Here is a 25695-nt window from a genome sequence, read left to right as displayed (position 1 = left end):
ACAAAACTCAATCCTACCGATGACCAGTCGTTCTTCGGTCGGATCCCTACTGTGCGGATAGCAGAATCTGGGAGAGGAACTGGCCTGTGTAGGATTCCTCCGCTTTCGCAACATGCTCTGGAGGACCGGTGGCAACCACCCTACCTCCTCGGTCGCCACCGTCGGGGCCCAGATCGACGATCCAGTCCGCTGTCTTTATGACGTCAAGGTTGTGCTCGATGACTATGACGGTATTGCCGACCTCCACCAGACGATCGAGTACCGCCAGGAGCTTTTTTATGTCGTCGAAGTGAAGCCCCGTTGTCGGCTCGTCGAGGATGTAAAGGGTGCGGCCCGTAGGTCGCTTGGCGAGCTCGGTCGCGAGCTTTACGCGCTGCGCCTCCCCGCCAGAGAGGGTCGTTGCAGGTTGACCAAGCTTTATGTAGTCGAGGCCCACGCCAGCTAGGGCCTGCAGATGCCGAAATATAGAAGGCTGATTTGAGAAAAAGTGGAGGGCTTCCTCCACCGACATCTCGAGTATGTCGGCAATGTTTTTACCTTTGAAGGTCACCTCGAGTGTCTCTTGGTTGTAGCGGGCACCCTTGCACACCTCACATGGCACAAAGACATCGGGTAGAAAATGCATCTCTATGCGAATAGTGCCGTCCCCAGAACATGCCTCGCAGCGTCCTCCCCTAACGTTGAAGCTGAAGCGGCCGGGAGTATATCCCCGCACCTTCGCCTCGTGGGTCATGGCAAACAGCTTCCTTATGTAGTCAAAAACGCCAGTGTATGTTGCTGGATTCGATCGCGGCGTCCTTCCTATGGGACTTTGGTCGATGCCTATGACTTTGTCGATGTGCTCGACACCTCGGATGCGCCTATGGGCTCCAGCAACCATTCGGGAGCCATACACCTCGGCCATCAGCGCCCTGTGTAGGATGTCGTTTACGAGGGTAGATTTCCCGGAGCCGGAAACGCCTGTCACGCACACGAAGCAACCGAGAGGAAACGATACATCGATGTTCTTTAGGTTATGCTCGCGGGCCCCCTCTACGTGAAGCCACTTCTCTCCTGGCTCTCTGCGTCTTGCGGGCACCGGAATAGACTTCCTCCCTGCTAAGTAGGCACCGGTGATTGATCGAGGTTCGGAGGTGATCACATCGATACTGCCGGCTGCAACGATCTCACCTCCGTGCTCTCCCGCTCCAGGACCAATGTCTACGATAAAGTCTGCAGATCTGATCATCTCCTCGTCGTGTTCCACGACTATCAACGTGTTTCCCATATCCCTGAGCTTGACCAAAGTTTCGATAAGCTTCCGGTTGTCTCGCTGGTGCAGACCGATAGACGGTTCATCGAGAACGTATAACACGCCCACAAGACCCGACCCGATTTGGGTTGCGAGCCGAATGCGTTGACTCTCGCCACCAGCCAGCGTCGCTGCAGGGCGGTCCAGAGTGAGATAATCCAGACCGACGTCGATCAAAAACTTCAATCTCGTAGTAATTTCTTTCAGCACTCTACGGGCAATGAGCTGCTCGCGCTCTTTGAGCCTCAGAGAACTCACCCACTCATAAAGACGGGAAATCGACATAGCACAAACCTGGGCAATGTTCGAATCCCCAATCCTCACGGCAAGACTTTCGCGCCTCAATCTAGCTCCGCCGCACGCGTGGCATGGGACCTCTCTCATATACGACTCGATTTGCTCTCTCGACCAGTCGCTCTCGCTTTCACCGTGACGCCGCTCAAGCCAATTCACTACGCCCTCATACTGAGCCCAATAGGTATGTTCTCTGCCGTATCGGTTGCGGTACCTGACCATCACGGGCTCGTCGGTCCCGTATAAAAGCAGGTTCCTTTTGCGCTTTGGAAGGGACTTCCAAGGAGCATCGAGGTCAATGTCGAACTCTTTGGCCACGCTTTTTACTAGCGCGTCGAAGTAGCGAGAGCGTCCGCTCCCCCACGGCTTGATAGCCCCTTCTGCCACCGACAAGCAGGGGTCGGGAACCACCAAATCCGGGTCGACCTCCAACCTCACCCCCAAGCCCGAGCACGCCTCGCATGCCCCGTACGGCGAGTTGAAACTGAAGTTCCTGGGTGCCAGCTCGTCAAAGTAAGCCCCGCATTCGTGGCAGGCAAGGTGGCGGCTGAAGACAAACATCTGCGGCTCAATCTGCTCTTTGTTGGCTTCGCTGTCGGGGCGCTTCGATCCGGTGCTGATCCTGTCGGCTTCTGCCAATACAGCAGAGTCCCCTTCCCCCGAGACCTCTATTTCGGCCACGCCGTTAGCCAACTCCAGCGCGGTTTCCACGGAGTCCGCTATTCGCTGCTTGGAACCAGGCCGCACCAGAGCGCGGTCTACGACTACCGAAATGGTGTGAATTTTGTAGCGATCCAGACGGATTCCCGGGCCCAGCTCGACGGTGTCGCCGTCGATTCGAGCGCGAGCGAATCCCTGCTTAGCCAAGTCAGAAAGAAGCGACTCGAACTCGCCTTTACGTCCACGCACCACGGGTGCCAAAATTGTAATCCTCGTTCCTTCAGGCAAATCCATCACCCGCTCTACGATCTCGGACGAGCTCTGGCGGGAAATGGACCTGTTGCACTTGGGACAGTGCGGTCTTCCAATACGGGCGTAAAGGAGACGAAGATAATCGTAGATTTCCGTAATTGTCCCCACCGTTGACCGAGGATTGTGGGAGCGGGACTTCTGATCGATCGAAACGGCCGGTGACAACCCCTCTATGAAGTCCACGTCGGGTTTGTCCATTTGACCGAGGAACTGCCTAGCGTATGCCGAGAGCGATTCCACATAGCGCCTCTGACCCTCGGCATAAATAGTGTCGAATGCCAAAGACGACTTGCCGGATCCAGAAATTCCAGTGAAGACAATCAGAGCGTTACGTGGTAGATCGAGATCGACATTTTTCAGGTTGTGCTCTCTCGCACCCCTGATGACTATTTTGTCGGTCACAGACATCTACCCTCTACCCTTCGGCTAGAAAAACTCATCCTCGAGCACTCTGGATTTGAGTGCTCGAAGGGTCCCATCTTCGGGTCATGGTAAAGAATGATGTGTTCAGCATCGCGCAGTGCCCGGATATCCAAAAACCGCACGATTGCCACTACCCGGCCGACAGTTACATAAGATCGCTTACAACTCGTATAAGTTGGTCGAGACGGGTTCTATTGCAATGACATCACATTTAGGAGGTAAAGAGAGATAACCGCAGTAAAGGCATCGGGAGCTATAGCCGTCGGTCGCGCTGTACGCAGCCTGCTAAGACTCTTCGACCCCGATAGAGGAAGCACTCTGCCGGGAAAGGTCACCCTGGCTTTGGACCGTAATGCTCTGAAGAACCTCGCGAAACGCCTGTCGCATCCTGTTGTCTTTGTGAGCGGGACCAACGGCAAGACTACGACTACGTCATTGCTCGCGGAGGTGTTCAGGCAAGTCGCTGGAAAAGTCGCGACCAATAGAGCTGGTGCCAACCTCACACCGGGGCTTGTCTCCGCTCTTTTAGAAACGAAAAAAACCCCAGCTATTTTCGAAGTCGACGAGGGGGCGCTGCCGACAGCGATCGAAGAAGTGGGGCCGGACTTCGTGGTCTTGTTGAACCTTGCTCGCGATCAACTGGACCGCTACGGCGAGATCGATACGGTCGTGTGTCGCTGGCTGGATGCATTACGGCGTAAAGACGAGAGTCGAAGATTGACACTAGTAGCCAACGCGGACGACCCTCGGATATGTCACGTTGCTAAACAGGCAGAAACGCTTTCTCCATCGGTTCGAGTCGTCTACTTTGGTATCGAGGCGGTGCCAGAGTCCGAGGAGGTCAAAACTTCTTCGCCTGACTCGGCTGCGTGTCCTTCCTGCGGAGAAGACCTAGACTACGAAACAGCTTACGCGACAGGCGGCGGGCATTATTCGTGTAGATCCTGTGGGTTCAATCGACCACAGCCTCACTACTCCGTTTCTGTTTTTGAATCGGGAGGGATGCGGGGAACGCGGGTCCAGCTGGAGTGTCCCGCCGGAGCCACGAAGTTTATGTTTCCCCTTCCCGGTCTACACAACGTGTACAACGCCTCAGCGTCGGCGGCAGTGGCCACTGAGGCCGGGCTTTCGAGGTCGTCTATAGAACGCGCCTTGTCTAAAACAAAAGCCGCGTACGGCCGCTCCGAGATGGTCAACGTATATGGCCGCCCGGCATACCTTCTCCTATCGAAGAACCCTCAAAGTATCTCTCAGAACCTCCGCTTAGTACGCCAAGAGGCAGAGATTTTAGGAGAATACCCAAGCTGTCGCATCCCTCTCGTCTTCGCGCTCAACGACAGGATCGCCGATGGAAGAGATATTTCCTGGATTTGGGATGTCGACTTTTCTGGAATTCTTGGCTGCATGTTGCCGGTTGTGGCATGTGGCGATAGAGCCGAGTCCGTTGCACTCCGCCTTGTCTACGACGGCTGGGACCCGCGTCTGGTTCTTACTCTTAGAGACCCATACCACGCTTTATGTACAGCGCTATCGAATGCTCTTCCGGGTTGGCCCGTTCCATTCATAGCCACATACACAGCTATGCGAACGCTACGCGCAGACCTTGTGAAGCGGAAGCTGGCCCCTCCCATAGAGGATCAGAGCCGATGAAGAGCGAATTCGAGAAGATAACAACCGTAATGACTTTGGCTACTCCGCTCCGAATACTCCATCTTTTTCCCCAGTCCATGGGGTTGTACGGAGATCGCGGAAACGCGATAGCGCTTCTCAGGCGTTGCGCGCTGCGGGGAATCCCAGCCCGTTTGGATACGACGGAATCGGTAGAGAGTCTTTCATTTGGGGAGATCGATATCGTCATAATCGGTGGAGGAGCCGACAAAGACCAACAAAGGGTAGCGAGCCGCCTTGCCGCTATCGACAAGAAAGCTTTCGAAGACGCAATTGAAGAGGGGTTGGTCGTCTTAGCGGTGTGCGGCGGCTATCAGTTTTTAGGACTCAGATACACAACGGCCTCGGGGGAGACTATTCCCGGGCTAGGCATCTTTCCAGCTGTAACAGAGAGCGGGCACGGACGCCGCTTGATCGGAAACGTCGAAGTCGTGGCCTCCAGAGATATCGGGGGACGCCTTGTAGGGTTCGAGAACCACGGGGGTAGAACTTGGATTCTCGGCAGAGAAGCATCGCCCCTGGGATTTGTCAGGTATGGACAGGGCAACAACGGGGTCGACGGAACCGAAGGATGTAGGGTTCGAAACTGTTTTGGCACCTACTTGCACGGGCCAGTGCTGCCCAACAATCCTAGCTTTGCCGATGCTCTCGTATCGCTTGCTCTCTCTCGTCGTAGCAACAAATTCCTCCGCCTTGCGCCGTTGGAAGACTCTGTAGAAGAGGCTGCGCGCTACCGCTTCCTACAAAGGTGCAAGTCTTCTAAGAGGATTGCCAGCCGACTCGGACTGGAGTTTTAGAAAAGCCCTCACAAACACTCTCCCTGCTGTAGGCGTAAAGCGGCGAGCCTGTGTTTTCCGCCCTCTCTCCTCTTCATTCCAGTTCTTGGGGACTTGGGATTGCCCGTTCTCTCTGATCGGATTGCATATCGGCCGCGGCTCCGCCGGACACGATCCGCCTATACAGATCCAAAGTCGCTAACGCAGTCTTGTACCAAGAAAACTTACGCGCGTGCTCGATACCCTCGAGAGATGCCTTTTTGCGAAACCGTTTCTCAAGGAATTTCAGAACCCCGTCGGTCGCCCGGTCCACATCTCCCTCTTCTACCAGAAAAGCATGGTCACCTACAGCTTCGATCATCCCTTCCGAGCGGACCGCCACCACCGGAGTACCGCATGCCAGAGATTCGAGTACTGAAAGCGGAAACCCGTGAAACTTTGAAAGCGTAAGGAATGCGACTGCGCCCGAGTACAACGCCGGAAGGTGTTCTCGAGGAACGTATCCAAGCCTACGAGTTCCCGGGCGTCTTCCCCGCGAAGTCCCTACGATGACTACTTCAACGCGCTCTTTTCTCCACACTCGATCCGCAACTGCTTCGACATCGACAAGGCGGGCGCTCGCGCCTGAATCGGCCACGCTAACGGCGTAGGGACGACGTAGTGAGTACCGGCTGACGATCTCTTCCACCTCGCTCTCTTCGCGTGGGAAAAAGCGGGTGTGATCGACCCCTCCTGGAATTACAGATATCTTCGCCGGATCAATGCCGACTTCTCTAGTCAAGTGCTCGGCCAGGTACGAGGAGGTGGTAACTATGGCTCTGGAAGCGGCCACGTACTCAAAGATGCGGTCGCTTGCGCCTCGGATCCCTGCACCAGACCTTCGAGCCGAGTCCGAGCGGATTGCTAGGTTAGCTTTAGACATAGTCGAGCCCGAACAAGATAGCGACTCCAAACCGTGCACCGAGACAATGCGTCTTTCGGGATCCACCGGCAGGCCCTCTTCGGGAACGAGGGCGTGATAGTACGAGTCCGACCTACGAAGCAACAGCAGATCGGCTGCGGGACGGAGCGTAGCAGCGACAGCTAGCACCAGCGAACGAAACATGGGGATCCGAAGTTTAGGAAGTGCTCCAGAGGGAACATGCCATCCCGGCAGAACTTCTCCCGGATCGGCAAGCGACAACTGACGAAGCTCAATATCTTGTGGAGCTATGTCCGAAAGTGTCGATATCAAGTTAGAGTTGTAAATGGCCACGCCATAGGGACGTTGGGTAGCGCGTCCTGGATCGACAATTACTTGTGCCGACATCGATCACTGCCTTTGCGTATGAACACGACACAGCTTGCACTAATAGAGGTATGCGTATCAGCAGCCTGCTTTGCCGTCTCACTAGCTTCGAGTAGGAAGATCCTGTCCCCTGGTCCAACCCTGGGTCGGAGCTTGGGGACTGTGATGATCTGGACCGGAATCTTCGGGTCATTGCCGTACGTGGTTTTTGTAGCGTCGGCAAGGATAGTAGACAAGCCCGGAATAGGACCCTTTGCTGGAGCCATTCTCGGATCATTGCCGATAGGGATGTTGCTCGCCCCCTTTATAGGCCTATACATGGTCATCAAGCGCTTTTCTAGGTTCCTTACCGAGAGTACAACCGACTCCAGAGAAACCTTCTCTCACTGACCCTTCAACATTCAACTCGAAGCCTCACACTTCAAGTCCCGGTTACTAAAGAGCCGCTGGCCGCCTTGGTGTCATCGCCCCCTGCTTCTATGACGCGGCGGCCTTGAGCGCCCCGCAGGCTTCTGGCGTCGCGCGAGATAGATTCCACGCACCTCTTGGAGTTCTCTCTTCACCTCTTTTATCTCGTCCCGAATTCGTGCCGCTTCCTCGAATCGCATCTCCGACGCAGCCTCTTTCATCTCCTCTTCCAGAGATGCGATAATTCTCATTACCTCGTCCTCCGGCATCTCGATTACCTCCTCGATCTTGAGACGCCTTGCTTCTGCCGATCCTTGTGGTGTGCCCTCCGGTCCCCTCACCATCTCTAGGATGTCTCTTACTCGTTTGCGAACTGTTTGGGGGTCGATCCCGTGGGCTTGGTTGTACTCGATCTGCTTGCGCCGTCGGCGGTTTGTCTCTTCGACTGCCCGCTTTATCGATCCGGTAATTCGGTCAGCGTACATGATGACCTGACCGCGAACGTTTCGAGCAGCTCTACCTATCATCTGGATCAGAGAGGTTTCCGACCTCAAAAAGCCCTCTTTATCAGCGTCCAAAATTGCAACCAGAGACACCTCGGGAAGGTCGAGGCCTTCCCTCAACAAGTTGATGCCGACGAGCACGTCGAAGTGACCTAGGCGAAAATCCCTAAGGATCTCGATTCTCTCGACCGCGTCGATGTCGGAATGCATGTAACGGACTTTGATTCCCAGTTCCAGGAGAAACTGCGTCAGGTCTTCGGCCATTTTCTTAGTGAGGGTAGTGACGAGCACCCGTTCGTTGGCCTGCGCTCGCTCCTTTATTTGTCCGACCAGATCGTCTATCTGGCCCCTCGTAGGCCTTATTTCGACCTCGGGGTCTAATAGACCAGTTGGTCGAAGAATTTGCTCTACCACGCGTTCGGAGTTCTTCAGCTCCCATGGGCCCGGTGTGGCCGACATAAATATCACCTGACGAACTTTAGAAACGAACTCTTCGAACTTAAGAGGCCTATTGTCGAGAGCAGAGGGCAGACGAAATCCGTACTCGACTAGCGTCTCCTTTCGCGACCGATCGCCCTCGTACTGTCCGTGCAACTGAGGTACCGTCACGTGGGACTCGTCGATGACCACCAGAAAATCCTCGGGAAAGTAATCAAGCAGGGTATACGGACAACTACCCGCAGGCCGGCCATCGAGATGCCTGCTGTAGTTTTCGACTCCGGCGCATGTTCCGATTTCCGCCAACATTTCCAGGTCGTGGTTTGTCCTCATCTGGAGTCGCTGCGCCTCTAGTAATTTTCCAGATTTTTCAAAGTAGGCAAGCCGCTCGGCCAGCTCCTCTTTAATGCTCTCGATGGCACGCTCGAGGCGCTCGGAAGAGGTAACAAAGTGAGTGGCCGGGAATACATGTGCGTCGTACGGTTGGCTTAGTACCTCTCCGCTCACAGGATCCAACCACGCTAAACGCTCTACGACATCGTCGAAGAGCTCTATCCTCAATACGGACTCCTCGTAAGCAGGCTGAACCTCGATAGTGTCTCCCCGGACCCGGAACCGTCCCCTCTCCAAAGACTGGGAGGTTCTCGTGTAATAGATGTCGACAAGACGACGAACGATTGTCTCTTGTGATATGCGGGATCCCACAGCCAGGTACAGCATCTGCTCTCTGTAGTCCTTGGGCGATCCCAATCCGTAAATGCAGGAAACAGAGGCGACCACGATAGTGTCGGGTCGATAAAGAACAGCAGAGGTGGCCGAGTGCCGCAACCGATCGATCTCATCGTTCATAGTCGACTCTTTTTCGATATAAGTGTCCGACTGCGGGATGTACGCCTCGGGCTGGTAGTAGTCGTAGTAGCTGACGAAGTACTCGACTCTGTTCTCGGGAAAAAACTCGCGAAACTCCGCCGCAAGTTGTGCAGCGAGGCTTTTGTTGGGTGCAATTACTAGCGTGGGGCGGTTCCACCTGGCAATGACGTTGGCGATCGTAAACGATTTGCCAGATCCCGTGATGCCCAGAAGCGTCTGAAATTTCGCACCTCGCTTGAGCCCTTCGGTGAGAGCTTCAATGGCCTCCGGCTGGTCGCCAGCCGGTTCAATTGGAGCCATTAGGCGAAAACGCATAGTCCCCGTCGTCTCGCCTGATGTCGAATTGCTCGTCACCCAGCTCATCCAGGCAAATCCTAGACTCCGATTATCCTTGGCAAATCTTTCAAAGACTCGATCCGTTTCCAGGTCACTTCCGGGTGACGGCTCCTCCGATCTATAATCACCGGCTCGATGCCTAGCTCGGCTGCAGGCTCTGCGTCGGCTTTTGGATCGTCACCTACATGGACTGCCCGCGAGGCGTGAACGCCAGCTCGTTCGAGAGCTCGCTCGAACATCTCGCGGTTCGGTTTTTCTATCCCTTCCCTGCCCGAGATCACCTTTACTGAGATGAACTCTCCAAGCCTTAGGTGATCGAGAAGATCTTCAAGCCATGGCTCCCAGTTAGAAATAACGCCGATACCTAATCCCGCTGCAGACAAACGCTCTAGGGTAGGGAGTACATCCCCGAAAGCTGCGTACCTCTCGAACTTCAAAAACTCGTCGTAAATGTGGTGTGCGAGCTCGTCAAGGCGAGCGCGGGGTGCGCCCGCTTTCTCGAGGAACAGCGAGTAGTAGCGCGTCCAGAATCGCCGGGATTTGTCTGGGGAGAGCGAGAAACACCGGTCCTCGTCCACGAGGGCCAAAAAATCTAGAAACGACTTCAAGCACTCGTCTGCTACCCGGTCGACGTCTTCGGTCTCAAGGACGACCCCGGCATTGGAGCAGATCTCTTCGATTGCGCGTCCAAAACTTGGGCGCGGCGAAACCAGCGTCTCCCCAGCATCGAAAAACACCCACTCGATCACCGATCTAGTTCCCCAGTACTCATTGCTTTTCGCGATCCGGCTAAAGTCGAAATCCGTCTTCGGTAGTCGCCTCTCGGCGGCTTCTTTCATCTCAGTCCTCGCGTCGAGTATCCCTTCTGGTATACGTTTTCGCTTCACTAGAGAGTTGCTCCCAGACTTCGTCCACTCGCCTCATCAACTCTTCAATTGTCCCTTCGTTCCAGATAACGATATCGGCCTTTGCAATCTTGTCTTCCAAGGGAGCCTGAGATGCGATGCGTCGCTCGGCCTCTTGGGGATCCATACGGCGATATGTGACAAGCCTCTCAAGCTGTGTCTGTGGGCGTGCTGCTACCACGACCAGCTTGTCAAAACCTTCTCTTCCGGATTCAACCAACAGCGCGGCGTCGACTATCACGAGCCGGTCCGTATCCCTCTGTTCTTCGATGCGCTTGGCGATTTCTGCACCGATCGCCGGATGAGTGATGGCGTTTAGATCCTTCAGAGCCTCTTGGTCACCGAAAGCCTCTTCTGCCAATTTCTTCCTGTCCAGATGTCCTTTAGAGTCGAGGATTTTCTCTCCAAAGCGCTCTACCAAGCGCTCGAGGACTTTGGAGCCTGGAGCTACGACCTCTCGCGCGATCTCGTCCGCATCTATCACTACCGCTCCCTTTTCGCGCAGCCTCGCTGTAACCAGGCTTTTCCCTACCCCGATACCACCGGTTAGCCCGACCAGAAGCATCGAAGACAACCCCAAACTAGTTAACGCTAATGATCAACCTGGCGAAGGCCGTAGCCAGTTGGATGGATATGGCCGCGCCTAATTTGGTTGGTGGCAGTGCCAGTTGTGCAGTAAGTAAAAAACGCTCTCAGCTCTCTCCCTCTCGAATCTCCGCTGCAATAGCCTCGACGGCCTCGCTGGGGGACTCAGAGGTCTCCAGAGGGATCGTTTCGACGTCCTCGACAGGTCTTCCGTGCGCCGGAGTAGACAACGCTTCGGCACGCTCCGAAGGGCTCTCTTCGGATGCCAAAGACCCCGTTTGTGTTGTACCGGACTCTTCTGACTCTTTCGTGTGCAAGCCTTCGGAAGCTTTTTGTTCCGCTGCCACATCTACTTCTTGCGCCTCGGCTACTTCGCTTGATGTCGCCTCCGAGGCAATTAGCTCCCGATCTGAATTCTCCCCACTCTCGGAGTACTCCTCCCCACCCTCTTCCTCCAGAGCCTGCTTTATCGAGAGGGAGATCCGTCTTCGAGCGAGATCGATTTCGATCACCTTTACCTTTACCGTATCCCCCACAGACACAACCTGTTGGGGCTGTTGTACATGGTAGTGAGCCATCTCCGAGATATGAACCAAGCCCTCAATACCATCGGCCACTTCTATGAACGCGCCATATGGAACGATTTTGGAGACACGTCCCTGTACCACACTTCCCTTGCTGTGCTCTCGAGCAAAAACCTCCCAGGGATCCTCCTGGCATGCCTTCATCGAAAGGCTAATCTTCTGAGATTCTTTGTCGACGTCCAGCACCTCGACCTCGACCTCGTCTCCAACCTTCACTACTTCCGAGGGATGCTCCACGTGACGCCAGGAAATCTCCGACACGTGAACAAGGCCATCCATTCCGCCAAGGTCGACAAAGACGCCAAACGACACAACCGAACTCACGACGCCTTTGCGGCGCTCGCCAGGCTGCAAGCTTTCCAAAAAAGCCGTCCGCCGCTCTCTCTGACTCTCCTCGAGATATGCCTTCCTCGACAACACCACATTGTTGCGGTTTCTATCCAGCTCGATGATTTTGCACTCGAGAATCTGTCCTACATAGGACTGAAGGTCTTTCACCTTGCGAAGGTCAACTAGGCTCGCAGGCAAGAATCCCCTAAGGCCAATGTCGAGAATGAGCCCCCCTTTTACGACTTCAATGACTGGGCCAGCCACTATGCCTGTGGTTTCACGGATTTTTTCGATATCGATCCATGCCTTCTCGTACTGCGCCCTTTTCTTCGATAGCACGAGGCGCCCTTCTGCATCTTCTTTATCCAAGACCAGTGCCTCGATCCTGTCGCCTTCTTGGACTATATCTCTGGGATCTACGTCCTGACGGATCGACAGCTCTCGTGCTGGAATCACTCCTTCGGACTTGTAGCCGATGTCTACAAGAACCTCGTCTCTCTCTACTTTTACGATAGTCCCAGCGACTATGTCGCCATTGGTAAAGCGAGGAAGACTCGAGTCGATCAACTGGTCCGTTTCCTCAGGGGTCAAATCCCGCTCTACCACCGCGACAGACCCGCCGTCGTTCTTATTTGCCTCGTTATCTTGCGCCATATTCCCTCTGTGTCATGATCGCTCCTACAGTCGACAATTCAGTGCCCCACCTTTCGTCCATGGTCGTCGCCATCAACCGTCCGACATCGAGAGAGGTGTCGGGCATCGACGAGGACCATCCGCACGGAAGAGGTGGTGTCCCTGGTCGGATCCAGAGTCTATAAAGGGTAGCACTTGTAGATTTCCAAAAGCTGAGCAAAAGCGCGTTGCTTGAAACACCGGTATCTCAGGATCAGGAAGCGCCCTTTGCCTCGTCCCAGTCGCGGCCTACCCCTACTTCGATATCCAGGGGCACAGCCAGGTCTGCAGCTCCAGTCATTGCTTTAGCGAGAGCCTCGGATGCTTCCTCAATCTCGTTCTCGGGAGCTTCTACCACGATCTCGTCGTGGACCTGGAGAATCTGACGGGCATGCATTCGCTCAGTGCGCAGCGTGTTCTCCAAGCGAATCATCGCCCGCTTTATGATGTCCGCAGCAGAGCCCTGAAGCGGGGCGTTCATCGCCATGCGCTCGCCCATTCGTCTAATCTGGTAGGAACTGCTCTCGAGCTGAGGAATGTAACGACGTCGGCCAAAAATCGTCTCAGTGTATCCCGTCTCTCTTGCCTTGGCTACTACCTCGTCCATGTACTTTTTCACTCCGGGAAACGACTCGAAGTAGCGGCTTATAATCCGACGCGCCTCATCGGTCTCAATAGCCAGCCTCTGAGCTAAGCCATATGCTTCCAACCCGTAAGAAAGTCCATAGTTGACCATCTTTGCGGCGCGTCTCATCTCTTCGGTTACGTCTTCCAGCTTGACACCGAAAACCTGGGAAGCCGTCTCGGCATGGACGTCATGAGCCTCGGACAATGCCTTGCGGAGCCTCTCGTCCCCGCTCAAGTGCGCCATGACCCGGAGCTCAATCTGGCTATAGTCAGCGGTGATAAGCCTCCATCCATCCTCGGCAATGAACGCCTTTCGTATCTGGCGTCCCAGAGTCGTACGGATCGGGACGTTTTGGACGTTAGGATTTTCGGAGCTAACCCTTCCGGTGGCTGCGGATGTCTGGTTGTAGTGCGGGTGAACTCTACCATCCGGGTACACCAAATCCAACAGTCCGTCAACGATCGTCCGCAAACGCTCTAACTCCCTAAACGCCAGGATTTCCTCTACTATCGGATGCTGATCGCGGATAGCTTCGAGCGCCGATGCATCGGTGGAATATCCCGTCTTGGTAGCCCTGACTACGGGAAGTTTCAGCTTTTCAAATAGGACTCGTTGAAGCTGTTGGGTGGAGCGTACATTTATGTCCTCTCCACCCAACCGCTTCACTTCCTCTTCGTGACGTCTCGCATCGAAGGAAAACGACTCGGACAGCTCTTTTAGGTAGGGAACATCAAGGCGTATACCGATCCTCTCCATAGAGGCAAGAATGCCAATTAGCGGACACTCGATTTCTTCGTAGAGCGAGAGCATGCTCTCCTCTTCTAGTCTCTTGCGTAAGAGTGGGACCAGAACCCCCACGGCTTGCGCTTCGGCGGCGGCAGAGGCCGAGTCTGATTGGGGATGTAGGGACTGTTGTTTTGGCCCAAAGGAAATGTTCGCGTACTTTTCCAGGGCACCGGCCAAGCTCGGCTGGGATGCCGCCCCGGGATCTAACAGGTATACGGCAACCGCAGTGTCGAATCCGCAACCCGCCAAGTGGGCGTGTCCCATTGCCCTCGCCACGGCCACGAGGTTGTGACCGTTCTTAACTATGCTGTTGTCGGAGAAGAGCTGTCGTGCCTCAGTCAACCCCACGCTATCACGAGCACGATCCTCTTCCCACGGGTCGGCGATTCCCTCCACCTGGGTAACCTTGCACGAGCTACCGTCGAAAATCGCCACATAAGCGGAGCGACCAGGTGCCCATTTTTCTTTAGGGGGCTCAGCGGAAACCCCGACCGCCACATGCGCTCCCTTAGATGACAACTTCTTGACCAAGCCGCCAAAGGCAGCAGGCTCTAAAACTGAAAAGTCTTCGCCAAGCTTCGCTGCGCGTGACTCTGTTGCCAGCTCTGCACTGAACGCATCCTTGACTCGCTGAAAAAGAGAGCGAAATTCAAGAGCAGAAAAAAGTTCCTCTAATTTTTTGAGGTCAGGAGACCGGGATTCGATCTTGTCAGGATCCGCGGGCAAGGGTACGTCTCGCCTTAGCCGCATTAGCTTCCGATTACGCTCGAGTATTGAACGGTTTTCCTCTAAGGCCTTGCGCAGCTTTGGTGTCAACTCCTCAATGTGCTCGTAAATCCCGTCGATCGAACCGTACTTTTGGAGCAACTTGGCGGCGGTCTTCTCTCCGATGCCTGGAACGCCGTTGATATTGTCCGAGGGATCCCCCCGTAAAGCTGCGTAGTCGACGTATTGATGGGGGGCGATCCCGTAGCGTTCCTTCACCGCAGCCTCGTCGAACTCAACGACATCTGTTATTCCCTTGCGGTTGTAGACGACCTTGACCGAGGGGTCCTCGACGAGTTGTATGGCGTCGCGATCTCCAGTGACAATCAATACTTCATCGCCGGATTCCGCAGCCCTGGCCGCGAGCGTAGCAATGACGTCGTCGGCTTCAAAACCCTCGACTTCAACTTGGGGCAGGCCAAGCACTTCGACAACCTCGTGGATGAGGGGCTCCTGAGCCCGAAAACCCTCCGGTGTCTCGGCTCGCTGGGCCTTGTACTCTGCGAACTCGCTCTCTCTAAAAGTCTTGCCCGGGGGATCGAACACGATGACGATCTTGTCGGGCCGGTACTCAGCGACCGCCTTGAGGAGCATCGACACGAACCCGAAAACAGCGTTGGTGGGTTCACCCGACGTGGTAGCCATGTCATAGGGAAGCGCGTAGAACGCGCGGAAAGCTATTGAGTGGCCATCAATGAACATGACTCGAGACATGATCGCATTCTAAAACGCCGGAGCCGCTTCTCTCAGAGTGCAAGCAATATTTTGTTGAAGAGTATTTAGAATCTAATGTGGCAGTGGTCTGCTATGACTATCTACACACCGGCCTTGGCAATTATGCGATAAAGATGATCTGATCAGCTCTGTCCTATAGTACGCGTAGACACGATCCGAACGGTGAGGTCGGTAGTTATTGACACAGAAGCTCTCTGAAGAAGCTCTCTGAAACCGAGGAAGAGTATCTTTCTACGATTCGGGAGATGCCCGAGGATGGCGCCGAAGTCATCCAGGCTCGGCTCGCAGAGCGTCTCGGCGTGACCCCTGTTTCTGTCTCGGAAATGGTAAGGCGACTTCACGAAACTGGATTCGTCAAATTCGGTCCCAAGCGAACTATCGAACTCACCGAGGCTGGAATGGAATTAGCAAACGCAACTGTTCTACGCCACCGAATCTTGGAGTGCCTTTTGGTCGACGTTTTAGGAATCGAGTGGTACCGCTGTCACGAATTTCCGAGCGCTGTCAGACAGTAATTGAGCGCTTGACGGAAACCCTCGAAGAGAATCTTGAGTGGATGCTGTATTTGAGAGAGCATGGCCTCGACCCTGGACGCACCGTGTCGGTAGTCGACACTGCTCCCGACGGTACCCTCACCCTTGAACTTGCGGGAGCAACGGTGGCGCTAGGATCAGCTCTAGCTGACAACATTTACGTTTCCGTCAAGAAGTAAGGAAATTGTCTACCTCGAAAACCGTGGCTCTCTCGCCTTCCCAGATCTGTTTGGGTACTTCGCCCTCTGGAAGACGTACCCCGAATGCTCCGAGCACCCCCTCTACCCGTTCTCTTTGCGTATCCACATAAACAAAAACACGTTTGGGTTGGTGCGGCTTGAAGTACTCAAGCCCCAATCCCTCCCGCGCGAAGTAATACATGAGTGGAGCATCGGAAGGTACCCGCACAATTACACTGTCTCCCTCTTCCAGCTTGCCGCTGAGATAGAGAGTGGCGTTTCTTGCGTCTGGAGAGTAACCCGTATCTTCCGAACGCGATATAGAACCCGAGGATGCGAGCGCTGCAGCGGACCATGCCGCCACACCAACAGCTAGCAGAGGTAAAGCAATCGCTTTTAGCCGACGAATCGGAGACCCCACTACCCGACTCAAGGTGGAAAATGCGGCCTCGAGGCCTCTGGCGGTTCCAACCAAGAGAAGCGGCACCACAAAAATCCACGCCCGCGTGTAAGGCCATTGTCGCTGGACAAGCGTGAGGAAAAGCGCGGCCAAAAGACCCGCTTCGGGCAGTTCGGCGATGGCTTTTCGCCACAGATCCCTGCCAGCAAGCGCTGTCGTCGACCCAATTGACCAGAAAATAACGGTTACCACAGCGACCGGCAGCGGTATCGATCGAAAAACCAACTCTGCGATGTCGACAAGATTCCCAGGGGCCGCAGCCAGATAAGCGCGCAGTCCCAATGGGCGAATATCGGAGCGCTGGAGCACACCTGCCAACCCTCCTACTACAAATGGAAATCCGTACAGCATGAGAAGGATCACTCCACAGACCAGACCCAGTCCCACCACGGTCCATAGATCCACGCCCAAAGATTCTCGCTGGTCCGATTTGCGCGCATGATCGGTTGCACGGCGTCTACGCCGTCGAAGTTCTCCCATCTGCCTGTAGCGGTGCTGCACGAGAACGCCAACCCCAAGCCACACCCAGCATGTCGCGAACGCATAGATGCCGGCCGGCGTTGTGTATAGCATTCCCACCGACGCGCATACGAGGGCTATCCGAAGCAGGAGAATATCTCGCTCCAAGAGTTTGTGGGCTGCCGCGACTGCCACAACGAAGAAGAAAGCTACAGCCGAGTAGCCCCTCGCATTGGCGGAGTACTCAACAAGAACCGGCCAGACTGCACTTGCTGATGCAGCTACCAGCGCCGAGCCTGCCCCCGCAAACTTTCTCGATAGTAGATACACCGATGGGACTGTCGCTACGCCGAAAAGAAACGCCGGAAGCCTGATTGCCCACTCGTAGTTGCCCCAGAGAACAGTAGACAAGTGAACTAGTGCCGTGTTCAGCAGGTGGTTGTTGGGGGAGTCGTAGGCAGAGAGCGACACTGTGAGGGGAAATCGTCCGTAGAAGTTGTAAGTGTAGGCTTCGTCGTATCGCATAGGTTGGCCTAAATAACGCGCCCTGAGCCAGCTCCCAACGATCATGATGAAAAGCAACACAGCGAGATCTAACGCGGACGTTTGACGGAGCGACGATAGCCCTTGTGATTGGAGATACCGCCACTCTGCGGTCAGGCGCTCAGCCAGCACATCGATGTGTTTAGCTGCCCTTACCCCTGCCACCGTGAGCCCGACGGCACCCAAAAGCGCCACTGAGGCTGCTATCCCAAGGTACGCTCTCATCCTTTCTGCGTACCCATGCTGGACCATGCGAGGAACATCTCTAAATGCGAGCAAGAGCGTAAAGGCGACAATTACCAGTACCGCAGCCCCAGCTAACGCAAAAAGTCGCCCCCTAGAGACCACACCCTTTTTTCCCGCCCGAAACGACGCTGCTGACTTACGACGGCTTCTTTTTCCAAGTTCCAAACTTGGCGGCTTTTTCGAATCAGACTTGTGCTTAGCCTTCTTCGACATTGCACCATCCTCGGCTTCGCTTGCTTCACCCCGGGTAAGCAGTCATAGCGTTCCTAGGTTTAGCGGTTCTAAAGAACGGTAAAGTTACTTGATGCTCGGGAATTTATCCTCTAGCATCCGAATTTGGGTAAAGCGATGGGCAAAGGCGCCCGAGCCTAGACGGCTCGGGCGTTTTTTGTTGGACGAGAGCAGATGGAACATCGAGACGGAGAACGTTTCTATCCAGAGCGGTTCCGGGAAGAGGCGCCCTTTCGGATTCTGGGAGGGTGCGGCCTCGCCGCCTTCATTGACCGTGGGCGAGCCAGAACATCCGGTGAAGAGATCATGCGCGCCATGGCTTGCATGGACGAGCGGAGCAACGGTCTGGGAGGTGGATATGCCGTCTATGGTCTGTTCCCCGAGTACCGCGAGCACTTCGCTTTCCAGCTCATGTACACCTCCGAGGCCGCCAGAGAAGCTGCGGAGGGCTTTCTGTTCGCGCGCTTCCACACTGACAATGCGGAACCTATTCCCACCAATCCCATCCCTCAGATATCTAATCCTCCCCTATTGCACCGCTACTTTTTGAGACCTAAAGAAGAGGCTTTGGAAACCTCCGGATTGACTGCCGAAGACCTCGTCATGAAATCCGTGATGACTATCAACCATGACATTGACGGCGCCTTTGTTATCTCGTCGGGGAAAAACATGGCTGGTTTCAAAGCGGTCGGTTTCCCGATTGACGTCGCCCGCTTCTTCCGCTTGGACGAGTACGAAGCCGCGGCGTGGATAGGACACGGTCGCTTTCCCACAAACACCCCCGGTTGGTGGGGTGGTGCTCATCCTTTCTGTCTCCTTGACTTTTCGATCGTCCACAACGGAGAGATATCCAGCTACGGAATAAACAAGCGGTATTTGGAGATGCACGGCTATTACTGCTCGTTGGGAACAGACACCGAAGTACTCGCTTACATCTTCGATCTGTTGGTGAGACGCCACGGTCTCTCAATCGAGCTCGCCTGCAAGGTCGTGGCGCCTCCATTCTGGTCGGACATCGAAGAGATGGATCCCAGCGAGGCACAAGTAATCCAAGCCTTGAGACGTACATATGGTTCGGCCGCTGCCAACGGACCCTTTGCGATCGTGGTTGGCTTTACAGAAGGAATGCTAGCCCTCAATGACAGGATCAAGCTCCGACCACTAGTAGCTGCAGAGGCCGGAGACCGGATTTACGTTGCCAGTGAAGAGGCGGCCATTCGCATGATTTGCCCAGAACCCGACAGGGTATGGCGCCCCGAAGCAGGAGAGCCCGTAATCGCGCGCTACTACGATGCTCTCCAGTCCGAAGGTCCAATAGCGGAAGGGGAAGCAGCGTGAGTGCCTTGTCATTCTCGTCGCCTGCAGACTTCGGCCTACCGGGGCCCGCAAGCAAGGTCCCTTTCGTGGGAATAGAGCCTGAGTACGTAGAAGAACAGGTAAAATGCCAGGCTGCCTGCCCCGCACACACCGACGCACGCCGCTACATCTGGCTCATCGCCGAAGGCCGATTCGACGAGGCCTATGCCCTCAACAAGATTTACAACGTCTTTCCTGCGGTGCTCGGAAGAGTATGTACGCGCCCTTGCGAAGATGCTTGTCGGCGAGCAGACGACGATGACCCCGTATCGATCAGAGCTCTAAAAAGAGCGGCCGCGGACTTCCGATCGGAGCGGTGGCGACACATGATGCCCGAACGCCAGCCAGCCAACGGAATGAGTATCGGCATTGTTGGCTCTGGTCCAGCCGGGCTGACAGCCGCCCAAGATTTGGCCCTCTTGGGCTACCGCGTCGTTGTGTACGAGTCGATGCCTATCCCCGGAGGCATGCTTGTGGCCGGAATCCCTGCTTACAGACTTCCTCGAGACATCGTTGCAGAAGAGATCAGGGATTTGTACGACTTTGGGGTCGAGATAGAGTGTGGCATTCGCATAGGTACTGACGTTCAGGTGAGTCAGTTGCTAGAAGAGCACGATTCAGTACTCATCGCGGCAGGATGTCAGAGACCGGTTCGGCTGAGCATCCCTGGAGAGGAGGCAACCGGTGTGTATCCGGGCCTTTGGTTCATGGAAAAGGTCAACCTAGGCGACAACGCCCCTGAAGAGGCCCGACTCCATGGTGGATCCCTGGACATCGCCGGGAAGCGAGTAGCGGTCATAGGGGGCGGCTTCACTGCGGTAGACTGCGTGCGCTCTGCAGTTCGCCTAGGTGCATCCAAAGTCAGAATGGTGTATCGCAGGGGAATGGACGAAATGCCCTCGAGTCCCGAAGAGATACACGAGGCTCAGCAGGAAGGCGTAGAACTGGTGCTCTTGGCGTCTCCGGTCGAGATCCTAACCGACCCTTCGGGTAAGGTTCGTGCTTTGCGCTGTGTGCGTAACCGTCTTGGAGAGCCCGACGCCAGCGGGAGGCGAAGGCCACTTACAATCGAGGGATCCGAGTTTGAGATCGACACGGACTTGGTCATAGCCGCAGTCAGTCAGGAACCAGACCTTTCCTGGATCGACATAGAACTTGAGACAACAAGGTGGGGTACGCTTCGGATTGATCCATCGACAGGAATGACAAGCGTGCCGGGGGTATTCGCCGCCGGCGACATTGCCCTTGGCGCAGCCAACGTTATCGAGGCAGTAGCAGATGCCCACAAGGCTGCCGAGGGAATACACAGGTTCCTTGGCGGAGCCGACTCCCCCGCAAAGTGGTTGGAGGCCAAAGCTCTCCCTGGGTACACGAGAAATATGGTCGATTATGAGCGACCCCGGGAGGACCAACCGGTAATAGCCCTAGCAGAGCGGAACTCATTCGAGGCCGAGGTAGAGCTGGGCTACTCGAAGGAAACGGCGATAGAACAAGCGAGAAGGTGTTACTTTTGCCAGATCCAGGTCAGCCACACAGAAAATCCTTGCGTTCTCTGCGGCGCCTGCATCGAAGTATGCCCTAAAGACACCATTGATCTTGTGCGCCCAGACGGCACCATTGTTCGACCTGATGAGCTTATGGTGCCCAGATCCGGACAGCCAGGAGACAGGAAGCTTCCCGCCATAGCGCCGGCGGAGCGGGCGTCTATAGTCATCGACGACGACGGATGCATCCGCTGTGGTCTGTGCGCAGCTTACTGTCCGACGAAAACTCTCGTGTTGAAGGAATACATTGTTCATCCCCAGCCAGATCTCGAAGTAAAGGCGGTGTGAGATGTCGGTAGATCTTACCAAGCCACGCCGTGTTCTAGCGGTAGGCAGAAAGCCAGAGGCGAAGCTGCCTCCTGAGTTCAAGGTAGATATCGACGAGAGCCTTTGCACCAAATGCGGAGAGTGCGTAATCGAGTGCGGATGGGATGTCTTCGACTTTACTTTCGACGACGGACCAATACCCGATCACCACAAATGCACCGCCTGTCAAAGGTGCGTGGTCTACTGCCCTCCTCAAGCCATAACGATCAGAGCCAACGAGACCACTTACAAGGAAAACGCCCACTGGACACCCTTTTACCGTGACAACGTCTGGAAGCAGGCCGCAACCGGCGGCGTCTTGCTCGGAGCAATGGGAGCCGACAAGCCGCTTCCGGTTATTTTCGACCACCTCTTGCTCGACGCCTGTCAGGTAACCAACCCGTCGATCGACCCCCTGCGTGAGCCTATGGAACTCCGAACCTTCATAGGTCGTCATCCTGACATGGTAGAGGTTGAGAAGAAAGAAGACGGGCACTGGCGCCTAAAAACTAGAACGGAAAAGCCGCTCGTGATGGAAGTCCCGATCATGTTCGCTGCAATGTCCTTCGGGGCGATCTCGCTCAACGTGCACAAGTCGCTCGCAATGGCGGCTCGGGAGCATGGAACGTACATGAACACTGGTGAAGGCGGACTTCATCCCGATCTCTACCCCCTCCAAGACGCCATAGTAGTTCAAGTAGCCTCGGGTAGGATGGGCATAGATCCCAACTACTTGAACAAAGGCGTGGCTGCCGAGATCAAGATCGGACAGGGGGCAAAGCCTGGCATCGGCGGACACCTTCCAGGCGAAAAGGTCGATGAAAACGTGTCAAAAACACGGGGAATACCAGTTGGGGCAGATGCCATCAGCCCCGCCCCTCACCACGACATCTACTCCATCGAAGATCTTCGACAGCTCATCTATGCAATAAAAGAGGCTACTGGCTACAAGCCTGTCGGGGTGAAGATCGCAGCAGTTCACAACGTGGCTGCGATCGCCTCGGGAATTGTGAGAGCAGGCGCAGACTGGGTTTTCATCGATGGCTACAGGGGGGGCACTGGCGCCGCACCGACAATGATCCGCGATCACATCGGGATCCCGATAGAGATCGCTATAGCAGCCGTCGACGATCGCCTTCGTCAGGAAGGGATCAGGCACATGGCGTCGATAATCGCCGGTGGAACTATTCGATCCTCAGCAGATGCGGTTAAGGCCATAGCTCTTGGGGCAGACGCGGTTGGTATCGGTACGGCTGCCCTTCTGGCGGTGGGGTGCACGTTGTGCCAAAAGTGCTACACAGGTAAATGCTCTTGGGGGATCACGACTCAGATCCCTTACTTAGTCGACCGCATCCCCCCTGACTGGGGTGCAGAAAGGATCTCCAATTTGCTCAGAGGATGGACACGGGAGATTAAAGAGTTCATGGGCGCTTTGGGAATCAACTCGATAGAGTCGCTCCGTGGCAACCGTGATCGCCTTAGAGCCGTCGGTCTCGACGAGCAGACCCTACAGATCCTCGGCGTAAAACCAGCTGGTCGCTGAGACATTCGAGCCATGGCCGTACGATCGACCGCACCTACCTCTGCAAGCCTACGGATCGACACGTCCGGGCTGCACTACAAGGACCTCAACGTAGCAATCAGAGATGCCATCTCCCAAGGGGCAACTCACCTCGTGTTGGAAAATGTGTGCGGCCAGCGCTACATCTGCGCTGGCCTAGTAGAGCCCGGATTGACGGTGGAAGTCTACGGGGTGCCCGGAAACGACCTCGGTATCTTCATGGACGGCCCAACTATTGTTTGTCATGACGATGTCCAGGACGGAGCAGCCAACACAATGAACTCAGGTGTCATCGTGGTGGAGAAAGACGCCGGCGACGTCCTCGGGTACGGCATGCGCGGGGGGCGACTGTATGTCCGGGGCTCAGTGGGATACCGAGTTGGAATTCACATGAAAGAGTTTCAAGACAAAAAGCCGGCCATTGTTATAGGAGGGCGAGCTGGCAAGTTCTTGGGCGAGTACATGGCAGGGGGCACGATCTGTGTTCTCGGTTTGGAGGTCCCCGCCGACCAGCCTGTGGTTGGAAAGTACTGCGGCACCGGTATGCACGGTGGAGCGATGTACATTCGCCAGCCTGTGGACGAAAACTCGGTGGGCAAAGAGGTCGGTTTCGCCGACCTCGGTGAGGACGATGTGCGAACTGTAACGGACCTGGTAAAGGACTTCTGTTCTCGCCTCAGGATCGATCCCGGTCCCATCTTAGACGCAGTAGGTGCTGGCGAGTTTCTAAAGCTCTATCCCTACTCGAAGCGGCCTTACGGCAATCTCTACTCTTACTAGGCGATCGAACTCCGCCCACAGGCTCCAGTCTCAGAAATCGCTGGATCCCGCAGTTATCGAACCGTCCAAGATGAGTTCTGCCACTTTTTTCATGGTAAGGCGCCGTTGCATTGCTGACTTTTGGATAGCCCGGTAAGCCTCGGCCTCTGACAAGCCCCGTTCTTGCATGAGCTTACCCTTCGCTCTCTCTACCACTTTGCGTGTCTCAAGGGCCTCCTCTAGATCCCGTCTCTGGCGTTCTAATGCTTTCATGTCTCTATGACGAGCCAAGGCCACCTCGATTGCAGGCGCCAACTCTGAGCGCTGAAAAGGCTTGACCAAGTACCCGAGCGCTCCGGCCTCTATCGCTTCACTCACTACCTGCCGCTGAGAAAAAGCTGTAAGCATGAGAATGGCTACATCACCGCGGGCACTAAGTTTGCGTGCTACAGAGATTCCGTCTTCTCCAGGCAGCTTTACATCGAGGATCGCTACATCGGGATTGGTCTTCTCGACGAGTTGGACTACCTCATCGCCGCGGGCGGTCTCACCCACGACCTCATAGCCTTCCTCTTGAAGGGTTTCGCGCAGGTCAAGACGGACTATTCCCTCGTCTTCAGCGATTACTATTCTTGCTTTTGACATCGTTTTAGGAGATCTAGTGGTTAGTCGGAGACAATCCAAATCAACAGCTAAGGCCACATAGACGCTGCCCCCAGAAATTCGACACGTCAACATGTTGTTTTATCAAGTGATAAAGGGTGAAGCTAAGAAGGAGGATCTGATGCCAGCTGCCACCGAAGAAGGAAGGGTGGTCGAGTTTTGGGGAGGCCCCAGGGACGGTGAGCGGATGCAGCTCGCTGAGTTTTTGGAAAAGTATCCGAAGCGAATCGCATCTTTCCCCGTTCAGGGCTCCAGCTTGCTTCATGTCTACAGAGCCGACTTCGAGGCCGATTCCCAACGCGTCCGGTACATAGGAGAACTCACCACAGAAGAGGCCGCGTCTTTGGTCGACAAAAACTAATTCGCCCGTCCGAGCTGTGAAAAGCTCGCTGTACTCCGGTCCCGATAATCGCTTCCTTTTTTTTATATGCATCTACCATGCTTCCTCCATCGAATGTGCGCCGGGATGGCGGAATTGGCAGACGCGCGCGACTCAAAATCGCGTGGGCTTCGCCCGTGTGGGTTCGACTCCCACTCCCGGCACTCGCTCTTAGAATCGAAAGCTCACCCAGTTCCTAAGGAAAAAGAAACCTGTCAACTCAGGGCACCCCGTAGCTCCGCGACGAACGATTCAGCGGCTTCGATAGCTGCGACTGGATCTTCCGCATCCAGAATCCGCTGGACAAGCGCCGATCCGACAATCACGCCGTCGCAGTGAGCAGCGACCTCGGCAGCGTGGGATCCAGAGGAAATACCTATCCCTACTCCCACTGGAACGTCGCTCACCCTTTTCAATCGCTCACCTATTTCTTTGGCCATCTCCGAAACGGTTTTTCTAGCTCCAGTAACGCCCAGTAGCGAAATCCCATAAACGAATCCCCTAGACCGGGAAGCCACCCGAGCCAGGCGCTCGTCCGAGCAGTTGGGAGCCGCTAGAAGTACCGGCGCCACCCCAGCTTCCATCGCGGCGTTCTCCCAAAGCTCCGACTCTTCCAGGGGAAGGTCGGCCAAAATGACTCCACCCACACCGGCCGCTGCAAGTTCTCTGGAAAAAGATGTGAACCCCATGCGGAAAGCCAAATTCGAGTACGTCATGACCACCAGGTCTACATCGGATCCGCACAGCGACGCTATCCGCGAGGCACTCTCGAGAGCCCAAGGCGGGGTTACGCCCGACTCCAGGGCCCGCTTGGATGCCCTCTGGATCACGGGTCCGTCCATGATTGGGTCGGAAAAAGGAATGCCTATCTCTACGATGTCGGCGCCCGCCGCTGCGACTCTCTCCACGAGTGGTTCGAAGTGCTTTACGTCCGGCAGCCCAGCCGTTACATAAACAGCCAAAAATTTCTGACCCGAACTAACCTTTCCCGAGAGGCGCTGTTCGAACGCCCCTCCGGGATCGCGCAGTGGGCTACGAGGCGTCGGGACCCTCGAGTTTTTGGTCACAACGCCAGGTTCCCCACCAAGGCGAGCCGGAGATCTCCCCAAGTCATTGGCGTCACACAGCACCCCACAGGCACCAAAGCACGGACAGGAGGCGAAGATTGTTTTGAATGTCTTAAATGTCCTTTTGGCAGGGCTCGTCCGAGCATAGACAC

The 25695-nt window shown here is 55.4% G+C and carries 20 protein-coding genes and 1 tRNA gene; 11 read left to right on the top strand and 10 right to left on the bottom strand.

Annotated elements, in window-relative coordinates; all coding sequences use genetic code 11:
* Positions 1-46: 46 nt before the first annotated feature.
* Positions 47-2959: an excinuclease ABC subunit A gene (locus tag C4318_01780; GenBank protein MER3453874.1), complete on the bottom strand. Its 2913-nt coding sequence runs from the start codon at positions 2957-2959 to the stop codon at positions 47-49.
* A 363-nt stretch (positions 2960-3322) separates the two neighbouring features.
* Here C4318_01780 and C4318_01775 point away from each other — a divergent pair, with 363 nt between their 5' ends.
* Positions 3323-4630 carry a hypothetical protein gene (locus C4318_01775; GenBank protein MER3453873.1) on the top strand — a complete coding sequence of 436 codons (1308 nt, stop codon included), beginning with the start codon at positions 3323-3325 and terminating at the stop codon, positions 4628-4630.
* Between the two features lie 29 nt (positions 4631-4659).
* Entirely contained in the window at positions 4660-5445 is a 786-nt protein-coding gene (locus tag C4318_01770) for a glutamine amidotransferase (protein ID MER3453872.1), read from the top strand.
* A gap of 73 nt (positions 5446-5518) precedes the next feature.
* Here C4318_01770 and C4318_01765 read toward each other — a convergent pair whose 3' ends face one another.
* On the bottom strand, positions 5519-6733 hold the full coding sequence (locus C4318_01765) for a hypothetical protein (protein MER3453871.1): 1215 nt from the start codon (positions 6731-6733) through the stop codon (positions 5519-5521).
* Between the two features lie 144 nt (positions 6734-6877).
* Here C4318_01765 and C4318_01760 point away from each other — a divergent pair, with 144 nt between their 5' ends.
* Positions 6878-7102: a hypothetical protein gene (locus C4318_01760; GenBank protein MER3453870.1), complete on the top strand. Its 225-nt coding sequence runs from the start codon at positions 6878-6880 to the stop codon at positions 7100-7102.
* A gap of 71 nt (positions 7103-7173) precedes the next feature.
* Here C4318_01760 and C4318_01755 read toward each other — a convergent pair whose 3' ends face one another.
* The 5 genes from C4318_01755 to C4318_01735 all read right to left on the bottom strand — a co-directional run bounded on the left by C4318_01755 (position 7174) and on the right by C4318_01735 (position 15236).
* Positions 7174-9246, bottom strand: coding sequence for an excinuclease ABC subunit B (locus C4318_01755; GenBank protein ID MER3453869.1), 2073 nt, complete (start codon positions 9244-9246; stop codon positions 7174-7176).
* Between the two features lie 59 nt (positions 9247-9305).
* Positions 9306-10106 (bottom strand): hypothetical protein, encoded by an 801-nt coding sequence (locus C4318_01750; GenBank protein ID MER3453868.1) that lies wholly within the window; start codon positions 10104-10106, stop codon positions 9306-9308.
* A gap of 1 nt (position 10107) precedes the next feature.
* Positions 10108-10737, bottom strand: coding sequence for a dephospho-CoA kinase (locus tag C4318_01745; protein MER3453867.1), 630 nt, complete (start codon positions 10735-10737; stop codon positions 10108-10110).
* Positions 10738-10864: 127 nt separating this feature from the next.
* Positions 10865-12325, bottom strand: a complete 1461-nt coding sequence (locus C4318_01740) for a 30S ribosomal protein S1 (protein ID MER3453866.1) — start codon at positions 12323-12325, stop codon at positions 10865-10867.
* A 232-nt stretch (positions 12326-12557) separates the two neighbouring features.
* On the bottom strand, positions 12558-15236 hold the full coding sequence (locus tag C4318_01735) for a DNA polymerase I (protein ID MER3453865.1): 2679 nt from the start codon (positions 15234-15236) through the stop codon (positions 12558-12560).
* Positions 15237-15502: 266 nt separating this feature from the next.
* Here C4318_01735 and C4318_01730 point away from each other — a divergent pair, with 266 nt between their 5' ends.
* Together C4318_01730 and C4318_01725 are read left to right on the top strand one after the other, a co-directional pair.
* A complete protein-coding gene (locus C4318_01730) occupies positions 15503-15772 on the top strand; it encodes a hypothetical protein (protein ID MER3453864.1) in 270 nt (89 codons plus the stop codon).
* Entirely contained in the window at positions 15607-15969 is a 363-nt protein-coding gene (locus tag C4318_01725) for a hypothetical protein (protein MER3453863.1), read from the top strand. Before C4318_01730 ends, C4318_01725 begins: the two co-directional genes overlap by 166 nt.
* Here C4318_01725 and C4318_01720 read toward each other — a convergent pair.
* The gene (locus C4318_01720; GenBank protein MER3453862.1) at positions 15959-17890 is read right to left on the bottom strand and encodes a hypothetical protein; all 1932 of its coding nucleotides are present in this window, start codon (positions 17888-17890) and stop codon (positions 15959-15961) included. The two genes, C4318_01725 and C4318_01720, sit on opposite strands and share 11 nt — an antisense overlap.
* Before the next feature lie 258 nt (positions 17891-18148).
* Between C4318_01720 and C4318_01715 the strand changes: the two genes are divergently transcribed.
* The 4 genes from C4318_01715 to C4318_01700 are packed head-to-tail and all read left to right on the top strand — an operon-like array spanning position 18149 to position 23455.
* On the top strand, positions 18149-19246 hold the full coding sequence (locus C4318_01715; protein MER3453861.1) for a hypothetical protein: 1098 nt from the start codon (positions 18149-18151) through the stop codon (positions 19244-19246).
* Positions 19156-21096 carry a hypothetical protein gene (locus C4318_01710; protein MER3453860.1) on the top strand — a complete coding sequence of 647 codons (1941 nt, stop codon included), beginning with the start codon at positions 19156-19158 and terminating at the stop codon, positions 21094-21096. Before C4318_01715 ends, C4318_01710 begins: the two co-directional genes overlap by 91 nt.
* Before the next feature lies 1 nt (position 21097).
* Positions 21098-22657, top strand: a complete 1560-nt coding sequence (locus C4318_01705; GenBank protein ID MER3453859.1) for an FMN-binding glutamate synthase family protein — start codon at positions 21098-21100, stop codon at positions 22655-22657.
* 12 nt (positions 22658-22669) lie between these two features.
* Entirely contained in the window at positions 22670-23455 is a 786-nt protein-coding gene (locus tag C4318_01700; GenBank protein MER3453858.1) for a hypothetical protein, read from the top strand.
* A gap of 30 nt (positions 23456-23485) precedes the next feature.
* Here C4318_01700 and C4318_01695 read toward each other — a convergent pair whose 3' ends face one another.
* Positions 23486-24079 carry a response regulator gene (locus C4318_01695; protein MER3453857.1) on the bottom strand — a complete coding sequence of 198 codons (594 nt, stop codon included), beginning with the start codon at positions 24077-24079 and terminating at the stop codon, positions 23486-23488.
* Positions 24080-24170: 91 nt separating this feature from the next.
* Between C4318_01695 and C4318_01690 the strand changes: the two genes are divergently transcribed.
* Positions 24171-24458: a hypothetical protein gene (locus C4318_01690; protein ID MER3453856.1), complete on the top strand. Its 288-nt coding sequence runs from the start codon at positions 24171-24173 to the stop codon at positions 24456-24458.
* A 99-nt stretch (positions 24459-24557) separates the two neighbouring features.
* Positions 24558-24640: transfer RNA gene (locus tag C4318_01685), tRNA-Leu, on the top strand.
* Between the two features lie 51 nt (positions 24641-24691).
* On the opposite strand, the gene C4318_01680 is transcribed toward C4318_01685, so the two are convergent.
* Complete coding sequence (locus tag C4318_01680; GenBank protein MER3453855.1) at positions 24692-25642, bottom strand: tryptophan synthase subunit alpha; 951 nt, start codon at positions 25640-25642, stop codon at positions 24692-24694.
* Positions 25643-25695: the final 53 nt, after the last annotated feature.

Source organism: Acidimicrobiia bacterium (assembly GCA_040289475.1).
Lineage (GTDB): Bacteria > Actinomycetota > Acidimicrobiia > ATN3 > PSLF01 > PSLF01.
The sequence above is the reverse complement of the archived record's forward strand: the minus strand, read 5'-3'. Positions and strand labels throughout refer to the sequence as shown.

What these genes read in the sequence shown, in the direction of transcription:
- C4318_01710 (MER3453860.1), top strand. Translation starts at nt 19,156, where the DNA reads ATGGCGCCCCGAAGCAGGAGAGCCCGTAATCGCGCGCTACTACGATGC.
- C4318_01735 (MER3453865.1), bottom strand. Translation starts at nt 15,236, where the DNA reads ATGTCTCGAGTCATGTTCATTGATGGCCACTCAATAGCTTTCCGCGCG.
- C4318_01750 (MER3453868.1), bottom strand. Translation starts at nt 10,106, where the DNA reads ATGAAAGAAGCCGCCGAGAGGCGACTACCGAAGACGGATTTCGACTTT.
- C4318_01760 (MER3453870.1), top strand. Translation starts at nt 6,878, where the DNA reads ATGATCTGGACCGGAATCTTCGGGTCATTGCCGTACGTGGTTTTTGTA.
- C4318_01770 (MER3453872.1), top strand. Translation starts at nt 4,660, where the DNA reads ATGACTTTGGCTACTCCGCTCCGAATACTCCATCTTTTTCCCCAGTCC.
- C4318_01700 (MER3453858.1), top strand. Translation starts at nt 22,670, where the DNA reads ATGGCCGTACGATCGACCGCACCTACCTCTGCAAGCCTACGGATCGAC.
- C4318_01695 (MER3453857.1), bottom strand. Translation starts at nt 24,079, where the DNA reads ATGTCAAAAGCAAGAATAGTAATCGCTGAAGACGAGGGAATAGTCCGT.
- C4318_01705 (MER3453859.1), top strand. Translation starts at nt 21,098, where the DNA reads ATGTCGGTAGATCTTACCAAGCCACGCCGTGTTCTAGCGGTAGGCAGA.
- C4318_01745 (MER3453867.1), bottom strand. Translation starts at nt 10,737, where the DNA reads ATGCTTCTGGTCGGGCTAACCGGTGGTATCGGGGTAGGGAAAAGCCTG.
- C4318_01730 (MER3453864.1), top strand. Translation starts at nt 15,503, where the DNA reads ATGCCCGAGGATGGCGCCGAAGTCATCCAGGCTCGGCTCGCAGAGCGT.
- C4318_01765 (MER3453871.1), bottom strand. Translation starts at nt 6,733, where the DNA reads ATGTCGGCACAAGTAATTGTCGATCCAGGACGCGCTACCCAACGTCCC.
- C4318_01720 (MER3453862.1), bottom strand. Translation starts at nt 17,890, where the DNA reads ATGTCGAAGAAGGCTAAGCACAAGTCTGATTCGAAAAAGCCGCCAAGT.
- C4318_01755 (MER3453869.1), bottom strand. Translation starts at nt 9,246, where the DNA reads ATGCGTTTTCGCCTAATGGCTCCAATTGAACCGGCTGGCGACCAGCCG.
- C4318_01690 (MER3453856.1), top strand. Translation starts at nt 24,171, where the DNA reads ATGTTGTTTTATCAAGTGATAAAGGGTGAAGCTAAGAAGGAGGATCTG.
- C4318_01740 (MER3453866.1), bottom strand. Translation starts at nt 12,325, where the DNA reads ATGGCGCAAGATAACGAGGCAAATAAGAACGACGGCGGGTCTGTCGCG.